Origin of the sequence: Janthinobacterium sp. Mn2066 (genome assembly GCF_049319705.1) — a bacterium.
Taxonomy (GTDB): Bacteria; Pseudomonadota; Gammaproteobacteria; order Burkholderiales; family Burkholderiaceae_D; genus Janthinobacterium.
Map to the genome: position 1 here is coordinate 1 of NZ_JBMOUF010000034.1, position 643 is coordinate 643.

Annotated in this window: 1 pseudogene; it reads right to left on the reverse strand. The window is 58.2% G+C overall.

The window, feature by feature from the left end:
- Positions 1 to 643: pseudogene (locus tag ACL9RI_RS27630) on the reverse strand (DDE-type integrase/transposase/recombinase); the annotation flags it as partial.

The following is a 643-nucleotide window of genomic DNA, read 5'->3' on the forward strand; positions in this document are numbered from 1 at the left end:
CCGTTATCGCAGCGAATGACCTGGGGTTTGCCACGCCATTCGATGATCCTGTCGAGGGAGCGGATGACGCGTTCGGATGGCAATGAGAAGTCAACCTCGATGCCGAGTCCCTCACGGTTGTAATCGTCAATCACGTTGAACAAGCGGATGCTTCTGCCGTCGGCCAGTTGGTCGTGCATGAAATCCATCGACCAAGTGTCGTTGATCTGTGTCGGCACGGCCAGCGGCAGCGGTTTTTCGCGTACCAGCCGATGGCGCGGCTTGATCCGTAAGTGCAGTTCCAGCTCGCGGTAGATTCGGTAGACGCGCTTGTGGTTCCATTTAAAACCCTTCACGTTACGCAAATACAGGAAGCACAGACCGAAGCCCCAGTTGCGCTGGTTATTGGTCAGGCGTACCAGCCAGTCAGCCACGACAGCGTTTTCCGCATCGAGCTTGGCGCGATAGCGATAGCAGGTCCGGCTGATGCCGAACGCCTCGCAGGCCAGTCCTATTGTGGCTGAACGCTGGGCCACGGCCCATTGCGCCATCTCCCGCCGCTGAGATGGCGTTACCACTTTTTTGTCAGGGCCTCCGCGACGATCTCGGCTTTCAAGCGCTCCTCGGCATACATCTTCTTCAGGCGCCGGTTTTCGTCCTCCAG